The 22,031-nt window shown below is 62.9% G+C and carries 19 protein-coding genes and 4 tRNA genes; 5 read left to right on the forward strand and 18 right to left on the reverse strand.

Annotation, left to right across the window (positions count from 1 at the left end):
- Positions 1 to 64 precede the first annotated feature (64 nt).
- Positions 65 to 3,370, forward strand: coding sequence for a transporter substrate-binding domain-containing protein (locus GWQ44_RS20860; protein WP_345894550.1), 3,306 nt, complete (start codon positions 65 to 67; stop codon positions 3,368 to 3,370).
- A gap of 48 nt (positions 3,371 to 3,418) precedes the next feature.
- Here the strand turns inward: GWQ44_RS20860 and GWQ44_RS20865 are convergent.
- From GWQ44_RS20865 to rluD, 7 genes are all read right to left on the reverse strand, one after another.
- Positions 3,419 to 3,495, reverse strand: a tRNA-Pro gene (locus GWQ44_RS20865).
- 93 nt (positions 3,496 to 3,588) lie between these two features.
- Positions 3,589 to 3,664 (reverse strand) — tRNA-Lys (locus tag GWQ44_RS20870).
- Between the two features lie 4 nt (positions 3,665 to 3,668).
- Positions 3,669 to 3,745, reverse strand: a tRNA-Pro gene (locus GWQ44_RS20875).
- A 9-nt stretch (positions 3,746 to 3,754) separates the two neighbouring features.
- A tRNA-Asn gene (locus GWQ44_RS20880) sits at positions 3,755 to 3,830 on the reverse strand.
- 294 nt (positions 3,831 to 4,124) lie between these two features.
- Positions 4,125 to 6,689, reverse strand: coding sequence for an ATP-dependent chaperone ClpB (gene clpB, locus GWQ44_RS20885; protein WP_016964310.1), 2,565 nt, complete (start codon positions 6,687 to 6,689; stop codon positions 4,125 to 4,127).
- Between the two features lie 130 nt (positions 6,690 to 6,819).
- Positions 6,820 to 7,545: a peptidoglycan editing factor PgeF gene (gene pgeF, locus GWQ44_RS20890; RefSeq protein ID WP_103739835.1), complete on the reverse strand. Its 726-nt coding sequence runs from the start codon at positions 7,543 to 7,545 to the stop codon at positions 6,820 to 6,822.
- Entirely contained in the window at positions 7,542 to 8,504 is a 963-nt protein-coding gene (rluD, locus tag GWQ44_RS20895; protein ID WP_016964308.1) for a 23S rRNA pseudouridine(1911/1915/1917) synthase RluD, read from the reverse strand. The genes pgeF and rluD overlap by 4 nt, the downstream gene beginning before the upstream one ends.
- Before the next feature lie 150 nt (positions 8,505 to 8,654).
- Here rluD and GWQ44_RS20900 point away from each other — a divergent pair, with 150 nt between their 5' ends.
- The 3 genes from GWQ44_RS20900 (at position 8,655) to GWQ44_RS20910 (ending at position 11,627) form a co-directional block, all read left to right on the forward strand.
- Complete coding sequence (locus tag GWQ44_RS20900) at positions 8,655 to 9,677, forward strand: outer membrane protein assembly factor BamD (protein ID WP_016964307.1); 1,023 nt, start codon at positions 8,655 to 8,657, stop codon at positions 9,675 to 9,677.
- Positions 9,678 to 9,803: 126 nt separating this feature from the next.
- Positions 9,804 to 10,037 carry a PP0621 family protein gene (locus tag GWQ44_RS20905; RefSeq protein WP_016964306.1) on the forward strand — a complete coding sequence of 78 codons (234 nt, stop codon included), beginning with the start codon at positions 9,804 to 9,806 and terminating at the stop codon, positions 10,035 to 10,037.
- A gap of 261 nt (positions 10,038 to 10,298) precedes the next feature.
- Entirely contained in the window at positions 10,299 to 11,627 is a 1,329-nt protein-coding gene (locus GWQ44_RS20910) for a sigma-54 dependent transcriptional regulator (protein ID WP_275928201.1), read from the forward strand.
- On the opposite strand, the gene thiO is transcribed toward GWQ44_RS20910, so the two are convergent.
- The 6 genes from thiO to pilV form a co-directional block, all read right to left on the reverse strand.
- Entirely contained in the window at positions 11,624 to 12,724 is a 1,101-nt protein-coding gene (thiO, locus tag GWQ44_RS20915; protein WP_275928202.1) for a glycine oxidase ThiO, read from the reverse strand. The two genes, GWQ44_RS20910 and thiO, sit on opposite strands and share 4 nt — an antisense overlap.
- Positions 12,725 to 12,779: 55 nt before the next feature.
- On the reverse strand, positions 12,780 to 13,181 hold the full coding sequence (locus GWQ44_RS20920) for a type IV pilin protein (protein WP_016964303.1): 402 nt from the start codon (positions 13,179 to 13,181) through the stop codon (positions 12,780 to 12,782).
- A gap of 15 nt (positions 13,182 to 13,196) precedes the next feature.
- Complete coding sequence (locus GWQ44_RS20925) at positions 13,197 to 13,463, reverse strand: hypothetical protein (protein ID WP_275928203.1); 267 nt, start codon at positions 13,461 to 13,463, stop codon at positions 13,197 to 13,199.
- Between the two features lie 190 nt (positions 13,464 to 13,653).
- Positions 13,654 to 14,094, reverse strand: a complete 441-nt coding sequence (locus GWQ44_RS20930) for a PilX N-terminal domain-containing pilus assembly protein (protein WP_275928204.1) — start codon at positions 14,092 to 14,094, stop codon at positions 13,654 to 13,656.
- Between the two features lie 41 nt (positions 14,095 to 14,135).
- A complete protein-coding gene (locus tag GWQ44_RS20935) occupies positions 14,136 to 14,810 on the reverse strand; it encodes a pilus assembly protein PilW (protein ID WP_275928282.1) in 675 nt (224 codons plus the stop codon).
- A gap of 32 nt (positions 14,811 to 14,842) precedes the next feature.
- Positions 14,843 to 15,286: a type IV pilus modification protein PilV gene (gene pilV / locus GWQ44_RS20940; RefSeq protein ID WP_199011136.1), complete on the reverse strand. Its 444-nt coding sequence runs from the start codon at positions 15,284 to 15,286 to the stop codon at positions 14,843 to 14,845.
- 385 nt (positions 15,287 to 15,671) lie between these two features.
- Here pilV and GWQ44_RS20945 point away from each other — a divergent pair, with 385 nt between their 5' ends.
- Complete coding sequence (locus tag GWQ44_RS20945) at positions 15,672 to 16,196, forward strand: GspH/FimT family protein (RefSeq protein WP_275928205.1); 525 nt, start codon at positions 15,672 to 15,674, stop codon at positions 16,194 to 16,196.
- Here GWQ44_RS20945 and ispH read toward each other — a convergent pair whose 3' ends face one another.
- The 5 genes from ispH to ribF all read right to left on the reverse strand — a co-directional run bounded on the left by ispH (position 16,197) and on the right by ribF (position 21,987).
- A complete protein-coding gene (gene ispH, locus GWQ44_RS20950) occupies positions 16,197 to 17,144 on the reverse strand; it encodes a 4-hydroxy-3-methylbut-2-enyl diphosphate reductase (RefSeq protein ID WP_047306167.1) in 948 nt (315 codons plus the stop codon).
- A gap of 103 nt (positions 17,145 to 17,247) precedes the next feature.
- On the reverse strand, positions 17,248 to 17,700 hold the full coding sequence (gene fkpB / locus GWQ44_RS20955; protein WP_016964297.1) for an FKBP-type peptidyl-prolyl cis-trans isomerase: 453 nt from the start codon (positions 17,698 to 17,700) through the stop codon (positions 17,248 to 17,250).
- Entirely contained in the window at positions 17,693 to 18,205 is a 513-nt protein-coding gene (gene lspA / locus GWQ44_RS20960) for a signal peptidase II (RefSeq protein ID WP_016964296.1), read from the reverse strand. Before lspA ends, fkpB begins: the two co-directional genes overlap by 8 nt.
- On the reverse strand, positions 18,198 to 21,029 hold the full coding sequence (ileS, locus tag GWQ44_RS20965; protein ID WP_179599692.1) for an isoleucine--tRNA ligase: 2,832 nt from the start codon (positions 21,027 to 21,029) through the stop codon (positions 18,198 to 18,200). Before ileS ends, lspA begins: the two co-directional genes overlap by 8 nt.
- Before the next feature lie 13 nt (positions 21,030 to 21,042).
- A complete protein-coding gene (gene ribF / locus GWQ44_RS20970; RefSeq protein ID WP_275928206.1) occupies positions 21,043 to 21,987 on the reverse strand; it encodes a bifunctional riboflavin kinase/FAD synthetase in 945 nt (314 codons plus the stop codon).
- Positions 21,988 to 22,031: the final 44 nt, after the last annotated feature.

Raw genomic sequence — 22,031 nt, forward strand, 5'->3', positions numbered from 1 at the left:
CCAGCGTGGATTGCGCCACGACTCTGGAACCAAGCCTTACGGCCCGCCAACTTTCGACGCGATCATGCATTCACGATTTATCTGGCTGTTTGTCTGCTTGGCGCTCACCGCTGTGCAACCGGCAGCGGCCGAGCCCCCGACATTGCCCAATACCCTGCACAGTCGGGCTCACCTCGATCACCACCATCTGGCCCTGGAGGAAGAAGACTGGCATTGGCTGCGTCACAAGTCAGCGTTGACAATCGGCGCCGTCGCCACCGAGTCGGCACCGTTCAATGTCAGCTATGACGACCACCACTACGAAGGCATTTCCGCCGACGTCAGCGCCTTGATCGGGCAGATGCTCGGGGTGCGCATCAAGGTCGTGCCGTTTGCCACCCGGGATGCCGCCTTGCAGGCCTTGCAAGCGGACAGCATCGATCTGCTGGGCAGCTACAGTTCCCGGCCAGCCACGGCCGACAGCCTCAGGTTCAGCCGCCCCTTCGCCGAAGCTCGCCTGGCCCTGTTCAGGCGCAACGACGACCCGAGGCCTGCGTCCGCCAACCTGGCCAGGCTGCGGGTGGCCGTCCCTCAGGAGCACAGCGCCGAACTGCTGGCACGCTTTCCTCTCGCCCACGCGATGATCTACCCCAGCCCCGACGAAGCCATCGCCGCGGCGGCCTTCGGCCATGCCGATCTGTACCTGGACGACGTGCTCAGCGCCTATTTCCGCATTAACCGCGCCTACTACAGCTACCTCAAGCTCGAAGGTTTCGCCGAGTTTTCCAAAGGGGACTATGGCTTTGCACTCAAGGGGGACAACCAGCGCCTGCAGCGCATTCTCGACCAGTGCATCGAAGCCATTGGCCGGGAACAACTCACCAGTCTCAGTCACCGCTGGGTAGGCAGTGGCTTGGTTGCGTCGGATGAGAAGGTGGCTCTGACGCCGGAGGAGTCGCGCTGGATCGCCCGCAACCCGGTGATCCGCCTGGTGATCAACGATGACCTGGCGCCTGTGGCGTTTTTCGACGCCAACGGCATTTTCTCCGGAGTCACCGCCGAACTGCTGGAACTGATTGCCCAGCGTACAGGCCTGCGCTTCCAGGTGTCCGCCCGCAACGGCGGCTACCCGGAACAGATGGAAGCCCTGGGTAAATCGGAAGCGGACCTGGCCATCATGACCGCCAGCGCGCAACGCGAGCACACGCTGCGCTTCACCCGGCCGTTTCTGAGCAGCCCCTTTGTCCTCGTCACCCCAACCGACAGGAACGGCAAGGCGCAGCTTGCGGGAGAACTGATCGGCAAGCGCCTGGCCATACCCCGCGGCCACGTCACGCTGCAACAGGTGCGCGAGCGCTATCGGCAAACCCGGATCATCGAAACCGACACCTCGCTGGACGCCATGAACAGGGTCTATGAAGGCAGTGCCGATGCCGCGCTGGTGTCCCTTCCGGCCGCGCGTTACTACATTGTCCGTCTGTTTCAGAACCGCCTGGCCGTCGCCGACCTGATTCCCACCGCCCGGGCCACCACCCACTTTGCCTTGCGCCGCAGCGACCCGGAGTTGCAATCCATCCTCGACAAGGCCCTGCTCAGCCTCCCGGCGGACGACCTGAACGCCATCGCCAGCCACTGGCGCTCGCCGCCTGGGATGAGCAGCCAGATCTGGCGCGACTACGCCCTGATGATCGCCGAGATCATCGCCGGGGCCTCGCTGCTGCTCCTGCTGTCACTGGCCTGGGTCGTCTACTTGCGTCGCCGGGTCAAGGCCGAGCAAACCCTCAACGGCCAATTGCGCTTTATCGAAACACTGGCGGAAAACATGCCGCCTGCGCTCTATATCCGCGATATCGACGGCCACATGCTGTCCTGCAACCGCAGTTACCTGGAGAGCGTCGGGCTCAGCGCCGAAGAGGTGCTCAACCGCACCGCGCAGCCACTGCCGACCGAGCACTTCGCGGCGCAACCCGATCTGCATCAGAACTACCTGCAGGCCATCAGCGACGACCAGACCATCACTTCGGTCCATGCGGTGAAGCGGCAGGGCAAGGAGGTCTGGATCGAGCACTGGATTCAGCCATTCAAGGATGCCAATGGCGTCACCAAGGGCGTGATCTGCGGCTGGCTGGACATTACCAGGCATCGCCATCTGGTCCAGGAGCTGAAGGAAGCCAAGAACCTCGCGGACCAGGCCAGCCGGGCCAAGACCACCTTCCTGGCCACCATGAGCCATGAAATCCGCACGCCGATGAACGCGATCATCGGCATTCTGGAACTGGCGCTCAAACGCGCCGACAGCGGCCGGATCGAACGCTCCAGCATTGAAATTGCCTACAGCTCAGCGCACAGCCTGCTGGAGCTGATTGGCGACATTCTGGATATCGCCCGTATCGAGTCGGGGCGCCTGAGTCTCTCGCCCAAACGGGCCAATTTGCGCGAGCTGGTGGAGTCGGTGGCGCGAGTGTTCGAGGGGCTGGCCCGGCAGAAATGCCTGAACCTGATCCTCGAGATCGATTCCAGCATCAACGGCGACGTACTGGTGGACGGCCTGCGTTTCAAGCAGATCCTGTCCAATCTGGTGAGCAACGCCATCAAATTCACCGAGGCCGGGTTTATCAAGGTGAGCATCGGCGGCGATCTGCTGGATGACGCGGTGCTGCGGGTGCGGCTGTGTGTCGAGGACTCGGGGATCGGCATCTCGCCCGGCAGCCAGCAACGTCTGTTCCAGCCTTTCGCCCAGGTGGAGCGCAACGTGCAGAACCTCGAGGGCACGGGCCTGGGCCTGGTGATCTGCCGTTCCCTGTGCGAAATGATGGGGGGCCAGGTGTCGATGAGCAGCGCTGTCGGGCAAGGCACCCGAGTGAATGTGGAGTTGCGTCTGCAGACGCTGGAGAGCGTGGCCGCAGCCGAGCGCCTGCCACCGGTCAACAAGCGTCACATGTACCGCTTGCAGATCCTGGTGGTGGACGATCATCCGATGAACCGCCAGGTCCTGCAGCAGCAACTGTGCTTCCTCGGACATGACGTGGTCGAGGCGGAAAACGGTCTGCAGGCCCTGCACATATGGCGTGAGCGGGACTTCGACGTGATCATCACCGACTGCCACATGCCCGTCATGAACGGGGCCGAACTGGCCCGCTCAATTCGCCAGGATGAGCGCGATACCCACAGCGAACCGATCGTGATCATCGGCCTGACCGCCGACGCCCAGCAGGAGGAGGTGGAGCGCTGCATCCAGGCGGGAATGAACGACTGCCTGATCAAACCCATCAGCCTGGATGAGCTGGAAGAGCGCCTGCTGGTCATGGGGCAGGCCGATGATGGCGAGCGCGAAAGCCTCGCCAGTTCGAAGCCCGACAGCCCCTGCCCGCCCCGGGGCACGACTTTTTAGCGGGCAAACGAAAAAGGGCACCTCAAGAGGTGCCCTTCTTCGTGAATATGGTCGGGGTAAGGGGATTCGAACTCCTGACATCCTGCTCCCAAAGCAGGCGCGCTACCGGACTGCGCTATACCCCGGTAAAAAAAAGGCACCTTTAAAAGGCGCCTTCTGCGAACAGAGCTTTTGGCGTCTGATCTTAAGATTCGATTCCAGCGAACTGGTCTCAAAAATGGTGGGTCGTGTGGGATTCGAACCTACGACCAATTGGTTAAAAGCCAACTGCTCTACCAACTGAGCTAACGACCCAAAATGGTCGGGGTAAGGGGATTCGAACTCCTGACATCCTGCTCCCAAAGCAGGCGCGCTACCGGACTGCGCTATACCCCGATTTGAAATTGGCTCCGTGACCAGGACTCGAACCTGGGACCCAATGATTAACAGTCATTTGCTCTACCGACTGAGCTATCACGGAACTGCATATTTCAAGTTAAAACTTTTTACCTCATCCTCTTTGGCTTTCCCGTATCGCTACGTTCATGCCTCTGAGGCGCGCTATTTTACAATCTTCAAACTACCTGTCAACCCCCTAAATTGCTTTTAAGACAATGATTTGCGACTTCATTGCCGGTTTCTTCTACATCAGAAAAAACCTGGGAGGTGACTGACTGCGGGGCGCACTTTACAAGCCTTTTCCTTACAGTTCAACACCCTAGTGAAAAAAAGGCCTCGCCGCGCGAGGCCTCATTACTCACCGGCCACCAAGGGTTCAGGCAAAGACGATTTCGTCGTCCTGCACCGAGGCGGTGACTGTAGCGCCCGGCAAGAAACCACCGGACAGAATCAACTGGGCCAGCGGGTTTTCGATCCAGCGCTGAATCGCCCGCTTCAACGGCCGCGCGCCATACACCGGGTCGTAACCCACGGCGATCAGCTTGTCCAAGGCCTCGTCGCTCAATACCAGGCTCAGGTCGCGTTCCGCCAGACGACTGCGCAGGCGACCCAGCTGGATCTGCGTGATGCCCGCGATCTGATCCCGTGCCAAAGGCTCGAAGATCACCACTTCGTCGACCCGGTTGATGAATTCCGGCCGGAAGTGGGTGGACACCGCGTCCATCACCGCTGCCCGCTGTGCCTCACGATCGCCCACCAGTTCCTGGATCTGTGCCGAGCCCAAGTTGGACGTCATGACGATCACCGTGTTGCGGAAGTCCACGGTACGGCCGTGGCTGTCCGTCAGGCGACCATCTTCCAGCACCTGCAGCAGGATGTTGAACACATCCGGGTGCGCCTTCTCGACTTCGTCCAGCAGGATCACCGAGTACGGCTTGCGACGCACCGCTTCGGTCAGGTAGCCGCCCTCTTCATAACCGACATAGCCAGGTGGCGCACCGATCAGGCGAGCCACGGAATGTTTCTCCATGAACTCGGACATATCGATCCGCACCATGGCCTCTTCGGTGTCGAAGAGGAATTCCGCCAGGGCCTTGCACAGTTCGGTCTTACCCACACCGGTTGGGCCGAGGAACATGAACGAGCCGCTGGGACGATTCGGGTCGGACAAACCGGCCCGAGAGCGGCGTACCGCGTTGGATACCGCCACCACGGCTTCGTTCTGACCGATCACCCGTTGATGCAGCAGGCTTTCCATCTTCAACAGCTTGTCGCGCTCGCCTTCGAGCATTTTCGACACCGGGATGCCGGTCCACTTGGACACCACTTCGGCAATTTCTTCCTCGGTGACCTTGCTGCGCAGCAACTGGTTCTCGCTGTGGCCGTGCTGATCGACCATCTGCAGGCTGCGCTCCAGATCGGGGATCACCCCGTACTGCAACTCGGCCATGCGATTGAGATCGCCTTTGCGTCGAGCCGCTTCCAGCTCCTGACGCGACTGCTCGATCTTCTGCTGGATCTGTGCGGAACCCTGCACTTCGGCTTTCTCCGAGGTCCAGACTTCTTCCAGGTCAGCGTATTCGCGCTCCAGGCGGACAATCTCTTCCTGGAGTTTTTCCAGGCGCTTGATCGCCGCCTCATCGTCTTCTTTCTTCAGGGCCTGGGATTCAACCTTGAGCTGAATCAGGCGCCGCTCCAGACGGTCCAGCACTTCCGGCTTGGAGTCGATCTCCATGCGGATGCGGCTGGCGGCCTCGTCGATCAGGTCGATGGCCTTGTCCGGCAGTTGCCGATCGGTGATGTAACGATGGCTGAGCTTGGCCGCGGCGATGATCGCGCCGTCGGTGATCGCCACCTTGTGGTGCACCTCGTAGCGCTCTTTCAGGCCACGCAGGATGGCGATGGTGTCTTCCTCGCTGGGCTCGTCCACCAGCACTTTCTGGAAGCGCCGTTCGAGGGCCGCGTCCTTCTCTATATATTGGCGGTACTCGTTGAGCGTGGTCGCACCCACGCAGTGCAGCTCACCACGGGCCAATGCCGGCTTGAGCATGTTGCCCGCATCCATGGAGCCTTCGCCCTTACCAGCGCCGACCATGGTATGCAGCTCGTCGATGAACAGAATGATCTGACCTTCCTGCTTCGACAGTTCATTGAGCAGGGATTTCAGGCGCTCTTCGAACTCGCCACGGTACTTGGCGCCAGCAATCAGTGCCCCCATGTCCAGGGACAGCAGACGCTTGCCTTTCAGGCCATCGGGCACTTCACCATTGATGATCCGCTGGGCCAGGCCTTCGGCGATGGCGGTCTTGCCGACGCCGGGCTCGCCGATCAGCACCGGGTTGTTCTTGGTACGACGCTGCAGCACCTGGATGGTCCGGCGAATTTCGTCGTCACGGCCAATCACCGGATCGAGCTTGCCTTCTTCGGCGCGCTTGGTCAGGTCCACGGTGTATTTGTCCAGGGCCTGACGCGACTCTTCGACGTTGGCGTCATTGACCGCCTCGCCGCCGCGCAGGTTGTTGATGGCGTTCTCCAGGGCCTTCTTGCTCACGCCCTGGCCCAGCAGCAGTTTGCCGAGCTTGCTGTTTTCATCCATGGCCGCCAGCAGCACCAGTTCACTGGAAATGAACTGATCGCCTTTCTGCTGCGCCAGGCGATCGGCCTGGTTGAGCAGGCGCGCCAGATCCTGGGACATGTTGACGTCGCCCGTGGGGTTCTGGATTTTCGGCAGTTTATCGAGCTCTTTGCTCAATTCCTTGCGCAGGCTGTTGACGTCGAAGCCCACTTGCATCAGCAAGGGCTTGATCGAGCCGCCCTGCTGTTCAAGCAGAGCCTGCATCAGGTGCGCTGGCTCGATGGCCGGATGATCCAGGCCAACCGCCAGAGATTGTGAATCGGATAAGGCCAGCTGAAGCTTGCTGGTTAATCGGTCTATACGCATTAGTCACCTTCCTTTTGAGCAGGCCGGAGCGATGGACACACCTAAATAGAGAAACCTGCCAGATGTATCTCTAGATGCGGTCGATTCTGGGAGATTCAAGCGCCGGCTACTTGACGCAAGTCAGACTAGTCTAGCGCTCAAGCCAGATAAGGGAGGCAAAACGTCCGGTACGCGGACTGCGTCGGTAAGAGAAGAAGCGTGGATCGGTCACGGTGCAGTAACCGCCACCATAGACCGCCGTCACTCCCCGGGCCGCCAGGCGCAGGCGCGCCAGCTGGTAGATGTCGGCCATGAAGCGGCCGGCATTGACGCTCGGCACAAAGGCTTGCTCGGTGGCCGCCAACTGGCTGACGAAGGCTTCGCGCACTTCCGCCCCGACCTCAAAACGCTCAGGGCCAATGGCCGGGCCAAGCCATACCAGCACCTCGGCGGGTGCAGCATCCAGGCTGTCGAGGGTGGCTTCCAGCACACCGGCCGCCAGCCCGCGCCAACCGGCGTGAGCCGCCGCAACCCGGGTTCCGCTTCGGTTGCAGAACAGCGCCGGCAGACAGTCGGCCGTCATCACCGCACAGGCGATGCCCGGAGTGGCGGACCAACTGGCATCGGCCGTCGCCACCACCGAAGGATCAGCGTGGGCCACGGCAATCCCGTGCACCTGTTGCAACCAGGCCGGCGAGATGTCGAAACGCGCGGTCAGGCGCCGCCGGTTTTCGGCCACCGCTTCAGGTTGGTCTTCAACGTGATCGCCCAGATTGAGGCTGTCGAACGGCGCCAGGCTGACGCCGCCGCTGCGGGTGGTGACACAGGCTTTGACCCCGGCCGGCGCGGGCCAGTCAGGCATCAGCCAGTCACTCATCCGACAAACGCCTCACGGTCTTGCTTGAGCAGCGACAACAACCAGACGAAGTCATCCGGCAACGGCGACTCCCAGCTCATGCGTTCACCGGTGGTCGGATGGTCCAGCTCCAGGAAACGGGCATGCAGGGCCTGGCGTGGGAAGTTTTTCAACGACTCGACCATGGTCTGGCTGGCTGCCGGCGGAATGCGGAAACGACCGCCATAGGCCGGATCGCCCACCAACGGGAAGTTGATATGGGCCATGTGCACGCGGATCTGGTGGGTACGACCGGTTTCCAGCTTGACCCGCACGTGGGTGTGGGAACGGAAACGCTCCAGTACCCGATAGTGGCTGACGGCCTGCTTGCCGCCTTCCATCACCGCCATGCGCTGGCGCTGCTGGCCATGACGACCGATAGGCGCGTTGATCTTGCCGCCGGCGGTCACTACGCCAATCACGATGCATTCATAGATGCGGCTGACGCTGCGGCTCTGCAACTGGGCGACCAGCTGGGTCTGCGCCTGGATGGTCTTGGCCACCACCATCAGACCGGTGGTGTCCTTGTCCAGGCGGTGGACGATACCGGCCCGAGGCACGTTGATAATGTCGGGAACGTGATGCAGCAAAGCATTGAGCAAGGTGCCATCAGCATGGCCGGCAGCCGGGTGCACCACCAGGCCCGCGGGCTTGTTGATCACCAGGATGTCGTCGTCTTCATAGACGATGTCCAGCTCGATGTCCTGGGCGATCCACTCGCCCTGGGCCTCCTGCTCGGCGGTCAGCTCGAGTACGGCTCCGCCGTGCACGATGTCACGCGGGCGGATCACCGCTCCGTCCACAGTCAGGCGGCCGTCTTTGATCCAGGCGGAAAGGCGCGAGCGCGAATGCTCAGCGAATAGTTGGGCGGCGACTTGATCGAGGCGTTGACCGCCCAGTTCGGACGGCACCTCTGCGCGAAGTTCAATTTTATCGGACATGCTCGGACTGGGCGTCGGCACAGCCTTTGGTTTCGGCTGCGCGCTTGTGGTTAAATACGGCGTCTTTTGCCCCGAGGCTTTCAACGGGGCGCTCATCATAACAGGACGGCCCCGCCCAAGACAGCGGCCGTCATAGGGACGCAAGCCGCCATGCAAGTGAAACACCTGCTGCTGATCGCCATCCTCGCACTGACCGCTGCTTGCTCATCGAAGGAAGTCGTTGACGAAAACCTGAGCGAAGTCGAGTTGTACCAGCAGGCGCAGACCGACCTGGACAACCACAGCTATACCAGCGCCACCGCCAAGCTCAAGGCCCTGGAATCGCGCTATCCCTTTGGTCGCTACGCCGATCAGGCACAGCTCGAGCTGATCTACGCCAACTACAAGAATGCCGAGCCCGAGGCCGCCAAATCCGCCGCCGAGCGCTTCATTCGCCTGCATCCCCAGCACCCGAACGTCGACTACGCCTACTACCTCAAGGGCCTGACCTCGTTCGACCAGGACGTCGGCCTGCTGGCGCGCTTCCTGCCTCTGGACATGACCAAGCGTGACCCGGGTGCCGCCCGCGACTCCTACAACGAGTTCGCCCAGCTCACCAGCCGCTTCCCCAACAGCCGCTACGCCCCGGACGCCAAGCAGCGCATGATCTACCTGCGCAACCTGCTGGCCGCCTACGAAATCCACGTGGCCGACTACTACCTGACCCGGCAGGCCTATGTCGCTGCTGCCAACCGTGGCCGCTACGTCGTGGAAAACTTCCAGGAAACCCCTTCCGTGGGTGATGGCCTGGCGGTGATGACCGAAGCCTACCAGCGCCTGCATCTGGACGAGCTGGCCGCCACCAGCCTGGAAACCCTCAAGCTCAACTACCCGAACCACCCAAGCCTGGTGGACGGTCAGTTCGTACCGCGCGTGGCTGAAGCCGACAACCGCTCGTGGCTGAGCAAGGCCACCCTGGGCCTGATCGAGTCCCGTCCACCGCTGCCGCCGGGAGAAACCCGCGCCAACCAGGACGTGATGAAGCAGTACCAGGACGCCAAGGACGCGATCCCGTCGGAGCTCAAGCCTAAAGACAGCAACGGTGATGCGGTCGAGGAAGAAAAGCACGAGGCCGCTGGCAACAACAGCGACCGCTCCTGGTTCAGCTACATGACCTTCGGCGTGTTCGACTGACCGCCATCGCAGTCAATAAAGGGAGACTTCAAGTCTCCCTTTTTCATGCCCGGCACTTCATGGGCCTGTGCGCCTGCCAGGCGCTTGGCTAAACTGCCGTCTCTATCCCCCACAAAGCGGGTCACCATGCTTCGTCTACTGTTCTGGATCGCCCTGATTGCCGCTGCGGTATGGTTCTGGCGCAAGTTCAAGCGCCCAGCGGCCACACCCCGCAGCCCCAACGAACCGGCCACTACACCAATGGTGCGCTGTGCCCATTGCGGAGTGCACCTGCCTCAGGATCGGGCGCTGAGCCTGTCGCAACAGTGGTACTGCAGCCAGGCACATCTGGAACAAGGCCCGGCTCGCCAGGACCGCTGACGGCGCCGACAAGGGCTCAAGCGCATGGCCATTCCCGGCACCCGCGCCCCGAGCCCTTGCCCGACAACAGGCACCCGCTCCTTTCCCCTCGCCCTTGCCCTGCCAGCCCCAGACTGGCGACCACACCCCACACAACTGGCGACAAAATAACCATCGCCCAAGCCCCTGCGCGGGCCTCCCCTCCGGCCTAGACTTCATCTCTCGCCTACAGCACGAGCGCTGTCACCCGCTGTTCACTCCCTGAGGAAGACGGCCGCCGCCATGAATCCACAGCACAGAGCGCTGGTGGTCGATGAGACCAGGGAAATCCGCTCCGTGCTGGAGATCACCCTGGGCCGCATGCGTCTGCACACCCAAAGCGCCCGCAGCCTGCAGGAAGCCCGCAGCCACCTGGCCCGGGAGCACTTCGACCTGTGCCTGACCGATCTGCACCTGCCGGACGGCAGCGGCCTGGAACTGCTGCAGCATATCCGCCGACACCATCCCCAACTGCCGGTGGCCCTGCTCAGCCACGAGGCCGGCGCGCCAACCAGCGCCCTGAATGGTGGAACCTGCGACCTGCTGCCAAAGCCTCTGGACCTCAAGCGCCTGCGGAACTGGGTGGCCACAGCTCTGAAACGACAACACGCCTGTGCTGCGACTCACGCCTCTGAACAGCTGCCGGGGGATTCGCCGCCCATGGTCATGCTGCGCCGGCACATCGCCAAACTGGCCGCCAGCCTCGCCCCGATCTATATCAGCGGCGAGTCCGGCAGCGGCAAGGAACGCGTCGCCCGATTGATCCACCAGTCCGGGCCCAGAGGCGCGCAGCCCTTTGTCCCGGTCAACTGCGGAGCGATTCCCAACGAACTGATGGAGAGCGAGTTTTTCGGTCACCGCAAGGGCAGCTTCAGCGGCGCGCTGATGGATCAGCCCGGACTGTTCCGGGCCGCTCATGGCGGCACCCTGTTCCTCGACGAGATCGCCGACCTGCCGCTGGCCATGCAGGTGAAACTGCTGCGAGCCCTGCAGGAAAAGTCCGTGCGCCCAGTGGGCACTCAGCAGGAACAGGCGGTGGATGTGCGAATCCTCTGCGCGACCCACAAGGATCTGAAAAGCGAGGTGCAAGCCGGGCGCTTCCGCCAGGACCTGTTTTATCGGCTGAATGTCATCGAGTTGCGGGTTCCCGCCCTGCGCGAACGGCGGGACGACATCGGGCTACTGGCGCGGCACATCCTCCAGCGTCTGGCCACCACCAGTGACCGGCCGGCCCCAGAGTTGCGCCCGCAAGCGCTGCAAGCCCTGGAGCGCTACGACTTTCCCGGCAATGTGCGTGAGCTGGAGAACCTGCTGGAGCGGGCCCTGGCCCTTTGCGAGAGTCCGTGGATCGAGGTGGCGGACCTGAGTTTACCGGCCCCCAAACCCGACGACGAGCTCGCGCCCGGGCCCTTCCCCCACCTCGATCTGGCGCGGCATCTGCAGCAGGTGGAGCGCCAGTTGCTGCTGCAGACCCTGGAGCAAACCCGCTGGAACCGCACGGAGGCGGCCCGGCGGTTGAGCCTGTCGCTGCGCTCAATGCGCTATCGCATGAAGAAGCTCGGACTGAACTAGACCCGCCCTGCCGGGGCATAAGGCGTCGGATCGATAATCGGCGCCTGCCCCAGCAGCAGGTCGCAGAACAACTGGCAGGAAGCCGGTGCCAGTACCAGACCATTGCGGTAGTGCCCGCAGTTGAGCCACAAGCCGGCAAACCCGGGAACCGGTCCGATGTAGGGAATCCCCTCGGGTGAGCCGGGTCGCAGCCCGGCCCAATGCCCGACCACCTCGGCATCCGCCAGGGCCGGGATCAGCTCGACGGCCGAGGCCTTGAGGCTTTCCAGTGCCGAGGCGGTCGGGGTCTTGTCGAAGCCTTCATGCTCCAGGGTGCTGCCCACCAGGATATGACCGTCACGGCGAGGGATGGCATAACGCCCCTTGGCCAGAACCATGCAGGACAGGAAATCGGCGGCGCATTTGTAGAGGATCATCTGCCCTTTGACCGGCTCCACGGGCAGCTCCAGCCCCAGGCTTGCGAGCAACTCGCCACTCCAGGCACCGGCGCAAAGCACCACCTGATCGGCGCGAATCTCTCCGAGCGAGCTATGCACCCCTGCCACGCGCTGGCCGTCGCGGATAAAACCACTGACCGCGCAGTGCTCGTCAATCCGCACATTGGGCAAGGCCTGCAAGGCCGCCTTGAGGGATTTGACCAGGCGCGGGTTACGCACATTGGCCACATTGGCCATGTAGATCGCCCGCTGGTAGCCGGCGCCCAGCACTGGCACCCCGTCATGCACCGCCGAAATATCCACGGCACTCAAGGGGCGGCCCTCACGTTGCGCCCACTCAAGCGCCTGGGCCTGATCTTCGAGGTCCAGCCAGTAGAGCCCGGTGGTATGGACCTCAGGATCAACCCCAGTGGCGCTCAACAGTTGCTGCGCCAGCTGTGGATAAAAGTCCTGGGACCAGTGGGCCAGGGCCGTGACCGCCGGGCTGTAGCGCCAGGGATACAGTGGCGAGACGATCCCGCCACCGGCCCAGGACGACTCACGCCCCAGTTCCGAGCGCTCCACAAGTCGTACCTGCTGGCCCCGGGACGCCAGATTGAAGGCCGTGAGCAGGCCAATCACGCCGCCGCCCACCACCAGCACTTGCTGTTGCTCAACCATAGTCAGATCCATTCAAGAGAAAGACACTGGGCGCCGCAGCCCCCGAAACCCGTGATCAACGCCCCCAGCAGTCCTTGGCCGTCAGCCCTTCGGCCTGACCGCTGACGCTGGTGGCGCCGGTTTGATCGATGCTGAAACTGCCGCATTTGTCCCCCGCCATCAGCGTATCGGCCTTGGGCGTTGCGGTCAGCGAGAAGCCGGTGTCGGTCAGGGTCGGGGTGATGCTGTAGTAATCGTTGCCGGCACTCAGGTCGGCGGCGTTGCTGTAGACCCCGGCTTTGGAAAAGTGGCGTTCGAGCTGCTGTGCCTGCTCGGTCAGCAACGCCGCGATTTCACTGCGATGGGGCTTCTTCAAGTGTTCGGTGATGCTGGGAAGGCTCAAGGTCAGGACCAGACCTATGATCGCAATCACGATCATGATTTCGATCAGGGTAAAACCTTGGTTGGATCTGCGCATGGTCAAGAATCTCGCTTACTGAATTTGTCGCCACAGGATGCGCCGACTGCCACCGCTGGAGCTGTCCTCCAGTGAGCTGCTGGCGCCACCAGGATCGCTGACGGTCTTGCGCGGCTGATGGCTGGAAACACCTGCACGGCCAGGGAGCGGATCGACAACCCCGAGGCCTTGGGACAGGGCTTCCTGATCCGCCACGATGCCATCGCGATTGGCGTCCTGCGGCGCGGCGTCGAGCATCTTACCGCTGAACGCCTGCAACTCGATCAATTTCCCGCAGGCCATGTATGAGCAATACACTCCAGACCTGAACCAGCCAGCATTCAAGGTCAACCAAGCGGATACACCAGAAGGCTCCGGAGCCTGATCAGCCACAGTGATCGGCGACTGGACTTCACTCGCGACAACCCCTTCCCAACTGCCCAGCAGCACGACCGCAACCACGAACGGCCATCGACACCGAAGCGAGTCCGACTCAGTACTTGGCATAGATGCTCTCCAGCACGCTGCGCGCCTGCCCCGCCAGCCCCACTGCGGTCACCCGGTACAACGTGGCCGAGGTGCCGGGGGGCAGGCCCACCGCATTCAGGACAACCCCCAGATTCTGCACCGCATAAAACCCCTCGCCAGTGGCGATCCAGGTCACCGCCGAAGCCTCATTGAAGCCGGCACCGCTGACCACCGTCGATTCAGCCGGAGGTGCGCAGCGCGCAGGATCTGCGCACGGCGGCAAAGAATAATCACCCTGGCGGATCGCGCTCTCCCCCAGGCGCAGCGCCGCCTCCGCGGCCTGGAAAGACCGATTGTGCCGGTCCAGGCTGGCGGCCATCTTTTCCTGCAAGGTGGCGTTTTGCAGGGATGACAGGCCGATCAGGCTCAGCACCAGCAGAAACACCAGACTCACCAACAGCGCCATGCCCCGCTCACCGACGGGCCTGCATCCTGCCGGGCACAGCATCAGGGCAACCTGTTGCGCAAGGCCGCCACCACCGTGAAGCTCTGCGGGCTGACGCGGGCGTCGGGATCGGCCAGGGTCAGGCGTAATCGCACGCTGCGAATCCGCGCCGGATCACCCGGATGCGGGCTGTAGCCGGAAACCCCGCTCGCTGTTGCGGAACGGGCCATACCGAAGCCGACATCAAAGGCTTCAACGTTGTCCAGCAGCACCGCTTGCTGCTTGCCCAGGCCACTGCCGAGCAACAGTTGATGGTTCTTGAAGCTGTAGAACACTCGTCGCAAGGCAAACACCTGCTGCCCGACACCCCCTTGATGAGCCCCTGAGTAGGCCACCGCGCGGCGCTGACAGTCAGTCACCAGGCTCCAGGTCGGCGCCCCGCCATCCTCACCGACATCCGCAGTGATCAGGGTCAGCTTGTGCTCGGCGCTGTCCCACTGAATCGGGGTGGCCCTGTAGCGCGAGAACTCCGTGGCGCTGCTCGCGTCCTCAACCTCTCGCAAACAACCGGCCAGCCCCGCCATGCGAATTTCCTGAAGCATCTTGCTCAGGACAAAACGCCCATCCTCCTGCAGGTAGGCCGAGGCGTTCTGGCTGAGGTAAGTGTGCTTCGCCGCGATAAATACCTGGGCCGCGCCCAACACCAGCACCAGCCCCCAGAGCAGCGCCAACATCATCTCCACCAGCGTAAAACCGCAATGGCCTTGCTTCACCGCGTGCCTCCCGGATCCACGGCCACTCGGCTGCTGAGTTCCAAGCTGCGCTGTCCAGCGACTTGGCCGACGGCGCGTGAGTCGTCCCAGGTGATGCGCACGGTGTAGACCTGCTGGCTGACGCTGATGCGGCCCTTGGCGCTGGGGCCGCCAAAACTGGCAACGTTGCTGGCGAAGTCCAGCAAGTCCTGATCCCGCGCATTGCCCGTGTTGCCCTCAGCGGGAGTGGCAAGGGTGTAATCGGCAGATGCATTGGCCCGGATCCGATCGAGCATGTCGTAGGCGATAAAGCTGGCCTGGGTGCTCATTCGCGCACTGTCGGTATGCTGCAGCGCCCGGATCTGCAGCGCCGCGGCTCCCAACAGGCCCACCGCCAGGATCGACAGGGCCACCAGCACCTCGATCAGGGTCATGCCGTCCTGTGCCTGCCACTGGTTCATCAGTAACGTCCTCCCTGACTCCCCCTGCGTTGAAACCGACACCGGTCACTCGCCGCGGCGGCTTCTGCCCCCAGGCGATGGACTATCCAAGTCCCGCGATCCGCGCGTCAGGACAGCTGAAATCGATGCAGCCGCCTCCTGAGGGTAGCCTCGGCGTCGCCCCCAGACCGCTGGCTGGAACACCCCGCAATACATTGCCCTGTGCCCCACACAGCGCCGGCTGAAGGCAACAGCGAGCAGAAACCCTTTGTACGCAAATACTTGGCAAGCCTTGGCAGAGTCCTCGGCTATAACAGCCCAACGCCTGGCCGGTCGGAGACTGGCCCTTTAGCTCAAGGGCACGCAGCTGTTGCGTGAAACCGGGCGCTCCACGGAGGGAGACCGCATGCACGAGAAAGGCTTCAGCCTGATTGAGCTGCTAACCGCACTGGCGGTGCTGGCGCTGTTGCTGCCACTGTCCAGCACCGCGCTCAGTGAGCTGCTGCGCGCCAATCGCCAGCAGGACACGGCGCAAATGCTTGCCAGCGGCCTGCGCAATGCCCGGGCGGCGGCGATCCTGCATCAGCGCACCACGTTGATCCATGGTCTGGACAACGACTGGAGCCGAGGCTGGCGCATCATTCTGGATATCAGTGGCAGGGGGCCGGAGGACTTGGGGAATCCGCTGCTGGTCGAGCGGCGCAGCGGCGGGCAGGTACTGATTGTGGGCAATCGCCCCGTGCAGCACTACGTGCGTTTCAGCCCTCTGGGCAACCCGTTGCTGCCCAGTGGCGCCTTCCAGGCCGGCACCCTGCATATCTGCCAGGCCGACCAGGAGCACAGCCGTCATCAGGTGGTGTTGTCACGCAGCGGGCGGGTCAGCCTGCGCAGCGATCACGCCGAGCAGGCCTTGTGCGCGACAGCTGGCTGATCAGAGCAGGGAGCGAACCCGCAGCTCTTTGGGCATGGAGAAGGTGATGTTCTCTTCGCGTCCCGCCAGCTCGTCGGCCCCCGTGGCGCCCCAGGCTTGCAGTTGCTGGATCACGCCACGCACCAGAACTTCCGGCGCCGAAGCACCGGCGGTGATGCCGATACGCTCGACCCCATCGAACCAACTGCGCTGTAGATCCTCGGCACCGTCGATCAGGTAGGCCGGGGTGGCCATGCGCTCGGCCAGCTCGCGCAGGCGGTTGGAGTTGGAACTGTTGGGGCTGCCGACCACCAGCACCACGTCGCATTCGTCGGCCAGTTGCTTGACCGCGTCCTGGCGGTTTTGCGTGGCGTAGCAAATGTCGTCCTTGCGCGGCCCGCCGATGGCCGGGAAACGCGCACGCAGGGCGTCGATCACCCGGCTGGTGTCATCCATGGACAAGGTGGTCTGGGTCACGAAGGCCAGGCGCTCGGGGTTGCGCACCTGCAGCTCGGCCACGTCCTTCTCGTCTTCCACCAGGTAGATGGCGCCACCATTGCTGGCATCGTACTGGCCCATGGTGCCTTCGACTTCAGGGTGGCCGGCATGGCCGATCAGGATGCATTCACGACCGTCGCGACTGTAGCGCGCCACTTCGATATGCACCTTGGTTACCAGCGGGCAGGTGGCGTCGAACACCTTGAGACCACGACCGGCGGCCTCGTTGCGCACCGCCTGGGACACGCCGTGGGCGCTGAAGATGACGATGACGTCATCCGGCACCTGGTCCAGCTCTTCGACGAAGATCGCTCCGCGATTGCGCAGGTCTTCGACGACAAATTTGTTGTGCACCACTTCATGCCGGACGTAGATCGGCGGCCCGAAGACTTCCAGGGCGCGATTGACGATTTCGATCGCCCGGTCCACACCGGCGCAGAAGCCACGGGGGTTGGCGAGTTTGATTTGCATGCTGTGCCTCGTGTCTTGCGCGCAAGAAGTTAGATCGTTGTAGACAGCGGATCGCCGGCAAGCCGGCTCCTACAGAATAGGAGACAGCTTGCCGGCGATGCTTTTAAAGCGCTTTGACGTCGATGATCTCGACATCAAAGGTCAGGGTCTTGCCGGCCAGCGGGTGGTTGAAGTCCACGGTGACCTGAGCGTCATCGAAGGCTTTGACCACACCGGGCAACTCGGTGTTCGCCGCGTCATTGAAGATCACCAGCAAGCCTTCCGACAGCTCCATGTCCTGGAACTGCGAACGCGGGATGGTCTGCACGTTCTGCGGGTTGGGCTGGCCAAAGGCGTTTTCCGGCTCGATCGTCAGGTTGCGCTTGTCGCCGGCCTTGAAGCCGAACAGCGCGGCTTCGAACCCGGGCAACAGGTTGCCATCACCGACCTTGAAGGTCGCCGGGGCCTTGTCGAAGGTGCTGTCCACGGTGTCGCCGTTCTCCAGGCGCAATGCGAAATGCAAAGTGACTTCCGTGTTCTGACCGATACGTTGTTCAGTCAATACCTGTTCAGTCATGAACGGCTTCTCCGGTTTTCTTGCTCTTGAACATATCCAGGGCCAGCATCACCGCGCCGACGGTAATGGCGCTGTCGGCGAAGTTGAATGCCGGGAAGTACCAGCGGTTCTGCCAGTGCACCAGGATGAAATCGATCACATGGCCCAGGGCGATACGGTCGTACAGGTTGCCCAAGGCACCGCCCAGCACCAGGGCCAGGGCGATGGCCAGCCAGGTTTCATTGCGCCCCAGGCGCTTGAGCCAGACCACCAGCACCGCACTGACCACGATCGCGATCAGGGCGAACAGCCAGCGCTGCCAGCCGGAGCTGTCGGCAAGGAAGCTGAAAGCCGCGCCGGTGTTGTAGGCCAGGGTCCAGCTGAAGTAGTCCGGGATCACCACGATCTGCTGGTACATGCTCAACGAACTTTCGAAGTGCAGCTTGCTGACCTGGTCGATGACCAGGACCAGCACGCTCAACCACAGCCAGCCCAGACGGCCGAAACGGCCTGCGGCGTTAGGCATAGTGACGAACCTCGCCCGCGCCGCTGATGTTGTCCACGCAACGCCCGCAGATCTCCGGATGCTCCGGGTGCACGCCAACGTCTTCGCGGCAGTGCCAGCAACGGGCGCACTTGACGAAGCTGGACTTGACCACTTTCAGCTTGAGGCCGCTGACTTCGGTTTCCACCGCGTCCGCCGGGGCCTGGGCCAGGGGCGCGACGCTGGCGGTGGAGGTGATCAGCACGAAGCGCAGTTCGTTGCTCAGCTTGGCCAGATCGGCCGACAGCGAGTCTTCGGCGTACAGGGTCACTTCGGCCTGCAGGTTGCCGCCCACGGCTTTCGCCGCGCGCTGGTTCTCCAGTTCCTTGTTGACCGCCGCCTTGACCGCCATGATCCGCTCCCAGAAGGCGCGGTCCAGCTCGAAGCCTTCCGGCAGCTCGCTCAGTCCTTCGTACCAGGTGTTGAGCATTACCGATTCGTTGCGCTCGCCCGGCAGGTACTGCCACAGCTCGTCGGCGGTAAAGGCCAGGATCGGCGCGATCCAGCGCACCAACGCCTCGGAGATGTGGAACAGCGCGGTCTGGCAGGAACGCCGAGCCTGGCTGTTGGCGCCGGTGGTGTACTGACGATCCTTGATGATGTCCAGGTAGAAACCGCCCAGCTCCTGCACACAGAAGTTGTGCACCTTGGAGTAGACGTTCCAGAAGCGGTATTCGCCGTAGTGCAGCTCCAGCTCGCGCTGCAGCAGCAGGGTACGGTCCACGGCCCAGCGGTCCAGGGCCAGCATGTCTTCAGCCGGCAGCAGATCGGTGGCCGGGTTGAAGCCGCTCAGGTTGGAGAGCAAGAAGCGCGCGGTGTTACGGATACGCCGGTAGGCGTCGGCGCTGCGCTGCAGGATCTGATCGGACACCGCCATCTCGCCGGAGTAGTCGGTGGCCGAAACCCACAGGCGCATGATGTCGGCGCCCAGGGTGTCGTTGACCTTCTGCGGCGCGATCACGTTACCCAGGGACTTGGACATCTTGCGGCCGTTCTCGTCCACGGTGAAACCGTGGGTCAAGAGTTCGCGGTACGGCGCGTGGTTGTCGATGGCGCAACCGGTGAGCAAGGACGAGTGGAACCAGCCGCGGTGCTGGTCGGAACCTTCCAGGTACAGGTCGGCCCGCGGACCGCTTTCGTGGCCCATCGGGTGCGAACCGCGCAGCACGTGCCAGTGAGTGGTGCCGGAATCGAACCAGACGTCCAGGGTGTCGCTGATCTTGTCGTACTGAGCGGCTTCGTCGCCCAGCAGTTCAGCGGCGTCCATCTTGAACCAGGCTTCGATGCCCTCCTGTTCGACGCGCTTGGCCACCTCTTCCATCAGCTCGACGGTGCGTGGGTGCAGCTCGCCGCTTTCCTTGTGCAGGAAGAACGGGATCGGCACGCCCCAGTTGCGCTGGCGGGAAATGCACCAGTCCGGACGGTTGGCGATCATCGAATGCAGGCGCGCCTGGCCCCAGGCCGGTACGAACTGGGTGTCTTCGATGGCTTGCAGGGCGCGCTGGCGCAGGCTGTCGCCGGCTTGCGGCTGCTTGTCCATGCCGACGAACCATTGCGCGGTGGCGCGATAGATCAGCGGGGTCTTGTGACGCCAGCAGTGCATGTAGCTGTGGCTGATGGTTTCGGTGTGCAGCAGCGCGCCGACTTCGCTCAGCTTGTCGACGATGGCCGGGTTGGCCTTCCAGATGAACTGGCCGCCGAAGAATTCCAGCGATGACGCGTAGACGCCGTTGCTCTGTACCGGATTGAGGATGTCGTCGTTGACCATGCCGTAGCGCTTGCAGGTCACGAAGTCGTCTTCACCGTAGGCTGGCGAGGAGTGCACCACGCCGGTGCCGGCGCCCAGCTCCACGTATTCGGCCAGGTACACCGGCGACAGACGATCGTAGAACGGATGGCGGAAGTTGATCAGTTCCAGGGCCGAACCCGGGGCGGTGGCGATCACCGAGCCTTCCAGGTTGTAGCGGGCCAGGCAGGACTCCACCAGCTCCTCAGCCAGCACCAAGAGGCGCTCGCCGGCGTCGACCAGGGCGTAGTTGAACTCCGGATGGACGTTCAGCGCCTGGTTGGCCGGGATGGTCCACGGGGTGGTGGTCCAGATCACGATGGCCGCGGGCTTGGCCAGCTTGGCCAGGCCGAAGGCGCCAGCCAGCTTGTCTTCGTCGGCAATCGGGAAGGCCACGTCGATGGTGGCGGACTTCTTATCCTGATATTCGACTTCCGCCTCGGCCAGGGCCGAACCGCAGTCGAAGCACCAGTTCACCGGCTTCAGGCCCTTGAACACGAAGCCGCCCTTGACCATCTCTGCCAGGGCACGGATCTCCCCGGCCTCGTTGGCGAAGTTCATGGTCTTGTAGGGGTTGGCCCAATCACCCAGCACGCCCAGGCGGATGAACTCGGCCTTCTGCCCTTCGATCTGCTCGGAAGCGTAGGCGCGGCACAGCTCGCGGGTCTGGTCCGAGGACAGGTTCTTGCCGTGGGTCACCTCGACCTTGTGCTCGATCGGCAGGCCGTGGCAGTCCCAGCCCGGAACATAAGGCGCGTCGAAACCCGCCAGGGTTTTCGAGCGGATGATCATGTCCTTGAGAATCTTGTTGACCGCATGACCGATGTGAATCGAGCCGTTGGCATAGGGAGGGCCGTCGTGCAGGACGAATTTCGGACGATCCTTGCCAATCTCGCGCAACTTTCCGTACAGGCCAATGCTGTCCCAACGCTGCAGAATCTGTGGTTCGCGCTGAGGCAGGCCGGCCTTCATTGGGAAGGCGGTGTCCGGAAGGTTTAACGTGGCTTTATAGTCGGTCATTTAAGGCTCTTCATTAGCGATTGGCGCTATGGATACGTGCCACTTGGGCACGGGCGGCGGCAACATCCGCATTGATCGCCGTCTTCAACGCCTCCAGGGAGGCGAAACGCTGCTCTTCACGCAGCTTGTGGTGGAAAACCACCGTCAAACGCCGGTCATACAGATCGCCGGCAAAATCTAAAAGATGAACTTCCAGGTGGGCCTTGCCATCACCTGCAACCGTGGGCCGCACGCCAATGTTGGCGACGCCGGGCCAGGTCTTGCCATCGATATCGACGCTCACCAGGTAGACCCCGGAAAGCGGCACGCGGCGGCGCTTCAATTGCACGTTGGCGGTGGGCGTGCCCAACTGGCGCGCCAGTTTCTGCCCGTGCAGGACCCGTCCGGCAATCCGGTACGGACGACCGAGCAGCCGCTCGGCCAGATCAAAGTCGGCAGCGGCCAGGGCATTGCGGACCTGGGTGCTGCTGACGCGCAAGCCATCCAGCTCAACGGTCTGCGCGGCTTCCACGGTAAACCCGTGGCTGGCTCCGGCCTGTTGCAGAAACTCGAAATCGCCGACCCGATCGCAACCGAAGCGGAAATCGTCCCCCACTTCCAAGTGCTGCACACCCAGGCCGTCCACCAGGATCCGCTCGACGAACTCGCTGGCGCCCAGCTTGCTCAGGCGCTGATTGAAGGCCAGGCACAGGATCCGGTCGACGCCTGCCTGAGCCAGCAACTGCAGCTTGTCGCGCAAGCGGGCCAGGCGGGCCGGTGCGGTCTCCGGAGAGAAGAACTCCCGCGGCTGCGGCTCGAAAATCACCACGCAGCTGGGCACGCCCAACTCGAGCGCACGTTCACGCAGCCGACCCAGAATAGCCTGGTGACCACGGTGAACACCGTCAAAGTTGCCAATAGTGGCGACGCAGCCCCGATGCTGGGGGCGCAGATTGTGGAGGCCTCGAACCAGCTGCATAACGCGCTTCTTGCTCATAAAGTGGCCGATTATAACCACACCCG

This window comes from Pseudomonas sp. 3MA1, from assembly GCF_029237275.1.
In the GTDB taxonomy this organism is placed as follows: domain Bacteria; phylum Pseudomonadota; class Gammaproteobacteria; order Pseudomonadales; family Pseudomonadaceae; genus Aquipseudomonas; species Aquipseudomonas fluorescens_AP.

Coding starts and splice junctions, on each gene's coding strand:
- GWQ44_RS20860 (WP_345894550.1), top strand. CDS start 65: ATGCATTCACGATTTATCTGGCTGTTTGTCTGCTTGGCGCTCACCGCT.
- clpB (WP_016964310.1), bottom strand. CDS start 6,689: ATGCGTATAGACCGATTAACCAGCAAGCTTCAGCTGGCCTTATCCGAT.
- pgeF (WP_103739835.1), bottom strand. CDS start 7,545: ATGAGTGACTGGCTGATGCCTGACTGGCCCGCGCCGGCCGGGGTCAAA.
- rluD (WP_016964308.1), bottom strand. CDS start 8,504: ATGTCCGATAAAATTGAACTTCGCGCAGAGGTGCCGTCCGAACTGGGC.
- GWQ44_RS20900 (WP_016964307.1), top strand. CDS start 8,655: ATGCAAGTGAAACACCTGCTGCTGATCGCCATCCTCGCACTGACCGCT.
- GWQ44_RS20905 (WP_016964306.1), top strand. CDS start 9,804: ATGCTTCGTCTACTGTTCTGGATCGCCCTGATTGCCGCTGCGGTATGG.
- GWQ44_RS20910 (WP_275928201.1), top strand. CDS start 10,299: ATGAATCCACAGCACAGAGCGCTGGTGGTCGATGAGACCAGGGAAATC.
- thiO (WP_275928202.1), bottom strand. CDS start 12,724: ATGGTTGAGCAACAGCAAGTGCTGGTGGTGGGCGGCGGCGTGATTGGC.
- GWQ44_RS20920 (WP_016964303.1), bottom strand. CDS start 13,181: ATGCGCAGATCCAACCAAGGTTTTACCCTGATCGAAATCATGATCGTG.
- GWQ44_RS20925 (WP_275928203.1), bottom strand. CDS start 13,463: ATGGCCTGCGGGAAATTGATCGAGTTGCAGGCGTTCAGCGGTAAGATG.
- GWQ44_RS20930 (WP_275928204.1), bottom strand. CDS start 14,094: ATGGCGCTGTTGGTGAGTCTGGTGTTTCTGCTGGTGCTGAGCCTGATC.
- GWQ44_RS20935 (WP_275928282.1), bottom strand. CDS start 14,810: ATGATGTTGGCGCTGCTCTGGGGGCTGGTGCTGGTGTTGGGCGCGGCC.
- pilV (WP_199011136.1), bottom strand. CDS start 15,286: ATGAACCAGTGGCAGGCACAGGACGGCATGACCCTGATCGAGGTGCTG.
- GWQ44_RS20945 (WP_275928205.1), top strand. CDS start 15,672: ATGCACGAGAAAGGCTTCAGCCTGATTGAGCTGCTAACCGCACTGGCG.
- ispH (WP_047306167.1), bottom strand. CDS start 17,144: ATGCAAATCAAACTCGCCAACCCCCGTGGCTTCTGCGCCGGTGTGGAC.
- fkpB (WP_016964297.1), bottom strand. CDS start 17,700: ATGACTGAACAGGTATTGACTGAACAACGTATCGGTCAGAACACGGAA.
- lspA (WP_016964296.1), bottom strand. CDS start 18,205: ATGCCTAACGCCGCAGGCCGTTTCGGCCGTCTGGGCTGGCTGTGGTTG.
- ileS (WP_179599692.1), bottom strand. CDS start 21,029: ATGACCGACTATAAAGCCACGTTAAACCTTCCGGACACCGCCTTCCCA.
- ribF (WP_275928206.1), bottom strand. CDS start 21,987: ATGCAGCTGGTTCGAGGCCTCCACAATCTGCGCCCCCAGCATCGGGGC.